The 3939-nt window shown below is 73.4% G+C and carries 2 protein-coding genes and 1 pseudogene; 2 read left to right on the top strand and 1 reads right to left on the bottom strand.

Features of this window, described 5'->3' with window-relative positions:
• Positions 1 to 186: 186 nt before the first annotated feature.
• Positions 187 to 2784, bottom strand: a complete 2598-nt coding sequence (locus B7767_RS23190) for an FG-GAP-like repeat-containing protein (protein ID WP_373408232.1) — start codon at positions 2782 to 2784, stop codon at positions 187 to 189.
• Positions 2785 to 3177: 393 nt separating this feature from the next.
• Between B7767_RS23190 and B7767_RS23185 the strand changes: the two genes are divergently transcribed.
• Together B7767_RS23185 and B7767_RS47370 are read left to right on the top strand one after the other, a co-directional pair.
• On the top strand, positions 3178 to 3609 hold the full coding sequence (locus tag B7767_RS23185) for a hypothetical protein (protein WP_085573891.1): 432 nt from the start codon (positions 3178 to 3180) through the stop codon (positions 3607 to 3609).
• A gap of 35 nt (positions 3610 to 3644) precedes the next feature.
• A pseudogene (locus B7767_RS47370) lies at positions 3645 to 3939 on the top strand (hypothetical protein); the annotation flags it as partial.

Below are 3939 nucleotides of genomic sequence, written 5' to 3'. Positions count from 1 at the left end.
CCCGTGCCGCCGGGCTGGGCGCCCGGCTGATCACGGCCGGGCGGTGGTCCGCGGCGGACACGGAACGGCCGGGCGGTGGTCCGCGGCGGACACGGAACGGCCGGGCGGTGGTCCGCGGCGGACACGGAACGGCCGGGCCCCGCATGGTGCGCGGGGCCCGGCCGTCGTCGTACCGGTGGTGCGTTCCTACGGCGTCAGCGTCTGCCCGATCCGCACGTCCGCCGCCAGGCCGAGGGTGCCCTTGCCGAAGACGTACGAGTCGCCGAAGCCGAGGCCCGAGCCGTTGCTCGGCAGGTACAGGAGCACGCCGTCCGACGTGTCCTCGCCCTCGGCGCCGACCGTCAGGTCCGCGCGGCCGTAGCCGGACAGGTCCGTCAGGGACACCGCGGAACCGAACCGGTCACCGGACTCCGTGGAGCCGGGGATGCCGGAGGTGTCCTGGGAGACGCCGGTCGCGCCGGAGCCGGTGAGCCCGGAGGAGCCGCCGCGGAACAGGAGCACCTGGCCCGCGTCCCTGCGGGTGCCGCTGCGGGAGAGGTCCTCGCCGGGGGCGCCGGCCAGGACGTCCGCGTAGCCGTCGCGGTTGTAGTCGCCGGCCGAGACCGAGGTGCCCAGCCCGTCCCCGGACTCGTTGGCGCCGGGGACGCCGGAGGTGTCCTGGTGGATCGTCCTCATGCCGGTGGTGGTGAACCCGGACGACGTGCCCAGCACCATGGTGATCCGCCCGCCCGGCGTGGTGCCGCCGGACTCGGCGGCCGCCGGCTGGCCGATGACGATGTCGTCGTAGCCGTTGTTGTCGAAGTCGCCCGCGGCGATGGAACGCCCGCCCTTGACGGAGATGACGCCCGCCTTGGTCAGGCCGGACGCGGAGCCCGCGAAGCGGACGACCCGGCTGGTGCCGCCGGTGTCGCGGTAGTTGAGGGCGATGTCCGCGTAGCCGTCCCGGTTGAAGTCGCCGCTCGCGGCGTCCAGGTGGGAGACGGCGCCCGTGGCGCCGGTCAGCGTGCCGTACTTGGTGGCGCCGTCGGTGTGACGGGCGTTCCAGTTGCCGCCCCGGCCGGTGCCGGCCGCGAACACGTCCGCCTTGCCGTCACCGTTGAAGTCGCCGACGGCGACCGTGGTGCCGAACCTGGCGCCGGTCTCCGTGACACCCGTCGTGCCGTACGAGAAGCCGGTGTTCAGCTCCGGGCCGTACATCACCGCGACGCCGCCGCGGTCGGCGTCGCCGGTGGTGTCGTCCTCGCCGGGGATGCCGATCGCGAGGTCGGCGTACCCGTCGCCGTTGACGTCGCCCCAGGCGGTGGAGGTGCCGAAGCCGTCACCGGACTCGTTGGAGCCGGGGACGCCGGCGCTGCTCTGGGTGATCGTCTTCCTGGCGCCGGCGACCGGGCCGTTCAGCCCGCCGGGGATCACGGTCACGCTGCCGCCGCCCGAGGCCTTCGGGGTGCCGGCGACCAGGTCGGCGAGGCCGTCCCGGTTGTGGTCCGAGGTGGCCAGGGCGTGCGAGATGCCCGGGGTCTTGGCCAGCGAGGCGATCCGGGACAGCTTCGGGTACAGGTTCCTGCCGGGGCAGGCCGTGTTGTTGGTGTCCCGGTGGCCGAAGACCCGCGGCAGGGTGACCGACTCACCCTTGTCGATCTTGTTGCCGCTGTCGCCGGCCTCCGAACCGGAGGTCAGCGTGACCTTTCCGGTCGGGTCGATGCCGTACATGCCGAACTTCCAGGCGACGACCCGTGCGATCGAGTCCAGTGCGGCCCGGCTCGGGTGGGCGCTCTCGAAGTTGCCCATGTACGAGATGCCGAGCGTGTCGGTGTTGAAGCCGATGTCGTGCGCGCCGACCACCGGCAGGTCCATGCCGCCGCTGCGGCCCTCGAAGATCTGACCGCAGCGGTCGACGACGAAGTTGTAGCCGATGTCGTAGTAGCCGCGGGCGAAGTGCTCCTGCTGGATGGAGCGCATCCGGGCCCGCGAGTCGGCGCAGGAGACGCTGTTGTCGCTGTCGACGCCGGTGTGGTGGATGACGGCGGCCTTGATGTCGGTGCCGTAGCTCGGCGTGCCGTCGTAGTCCGTGGACGCGCCCCACTCGGCCTGCGTGATGACCGGCGGCTTCACGACCGTCGACGGGCGGGGCTCGGGGACGGTGGGCGTCGGCTCGGGGGACGCGGTGTCCGTGGCCGTCGTCTCCGACGGGGTGCCGGTCGGCTCCGCGGACGTCGTGTCCGCGGGGGCGGCCGTCTCCGTGGCGGCCGTCTCCGACGGCGCCCCGGTGGTCTGCGTCTGCGCCGGCTCCGTGGTCACCGGTGCCGTGGTCTCCGCCCTGAACGCGGCCGGTTCCATGCTCGCGACCGTCGGCGCGCCCTCGGGGTCGGTGCCCGGGTCGAGGAGCTTGACGTCCATACCGGCCGGCTGGCCGCCCACCTGGGTGCCGTCGGCGTTCACCACGCGCACCTCGACGCCGTCGGCGTCGTCGGTCCACAGCGACGCCGTGCCGCCGCGGGTCGCCGCCCGCTCGCCCTCCGCGCCGTCGGCCTGGTTCGGCTCGTCCTCCAGTTCCTGCCAGCCGGACCACTTGCCGGTCTCCAGGTCCCGGGTGCGCACCTCGGGCGTGCCCTTGGCGTCCGCCTCCGGGTTGTCCCAGGTCACCAGAACCGCGCTGAAGCGCTCCGTGGCCTGCCGGTCGAGACCCCGGCGGCCCGCCCCCCGGTTCTCCAGTTCCAGCGTGTGGATGCTCGGCTCGCGGGCCTCCTCCCGCGGGTCGGCCGGCGCGGACGACGGATCGGCCATCGCGTACGTGACGACGCCCGCGCCGCTGAGCACGACGGCTCCGACGGTCAGCCAGGCCCGCCGTTTCAGGCTGAGCGGCTTGTACGCATGGGTCCTGCGTGGACTCAACTACCCCACCCCTAGAAAAAGCACATGGACACCGCCTGTCCCACAGGTGGCACTCATCCAGCGCCGAGCGCAGGTCAAACGTCACACGTGGCGTCACCGGACCCGCAGATCCCCCGAGGAGCCTCGCGGACGTACGAGAAGGCGAAAGGTTGTATGCGCCCTGTGAGTTGACTGTGTGGTGATCGCCACGTCCGCGACACGTGATGATCACGGCCCGGCGTCCGCTTGGTTTCCCGGAGGATTCGAACGAGTGCCCCAGTGGGGCGAGTTGAGGGGCGGTGTCGCATGGAGGCGACGGACGAGTGGATACCGGGTGCGGGACGGATGCGGCTGTGCGCGGCGGCCTTCGTCACCCGTGCGACCGCCCGGGGCCGGCTCCCGCTGGACTACTCCGTGGCCAGCCTGCGCCTGGTCGACGCCCTGGTCGACGGGCTCCGCAAGGGTGGGGCGGACCGCGAGCGGGCGCACGACACGCTGTTCGGCCTCGGCGCCTACGTCGGCGAGGTGCTCGTGCGCCGCGCGGGCGGGGTGTGGGTGGACCTCGACGAGCGGCAGCGCGCGTACTTCGGGCAGCCGGTCGGGGTCCGGATGCCCGACGGCCGGATCTGGAACCCGGTCGGCAAGGTGCACAACCGGTTCGAGGCGGGCGGCCCGCAGGAGTCGCTCGGCACCTTCTACCTGGTGCTGCACGGACGGGCCCGGGGGACCGCCGCCTGACCACCGACACGGAAAGACATGGGGGGATTCCCATCGTGGGGAAGCGCGACGGACGCGGGGAACGACACGGACGGGGAGAGCGGCACGGACGGGGAGAGCGGCACGGACGCGGGGAGCGGTCCGAACGGGAGGAACGGCACGGGCGAGGGGAACGGCCCGTACGCGGGGAACGGCCCGTACGGGCGGGCAGCGGACCGGGACGCCGGCCCGACCGGGAGCGGTCCCGTGCCGGCGGGCCGCGCCGGACCCGGACCGTGCCGGCCGGGCTGGCCTTCGCCGTCGTGATGGTCGCCTCGGGCGCCGCCGTGGCCTACTACCAGGACCGGCACT

This window comes from Streptomyces sp. 13-12-16 (genome assembly GCF_002114215.1).
In the GTDB taxonomy this organism is placed as follows: domain Bacteria; phylum Actinomycetota; class Actinomycetes; order Streptomycetales; family Streptomycetaceae; genus Streptomyces.
The sequence above is the reverse complement of the archived record's forward strand: the minus strand, read 5'-3'. Positions and strand labels throughout refer to the sequence as shown.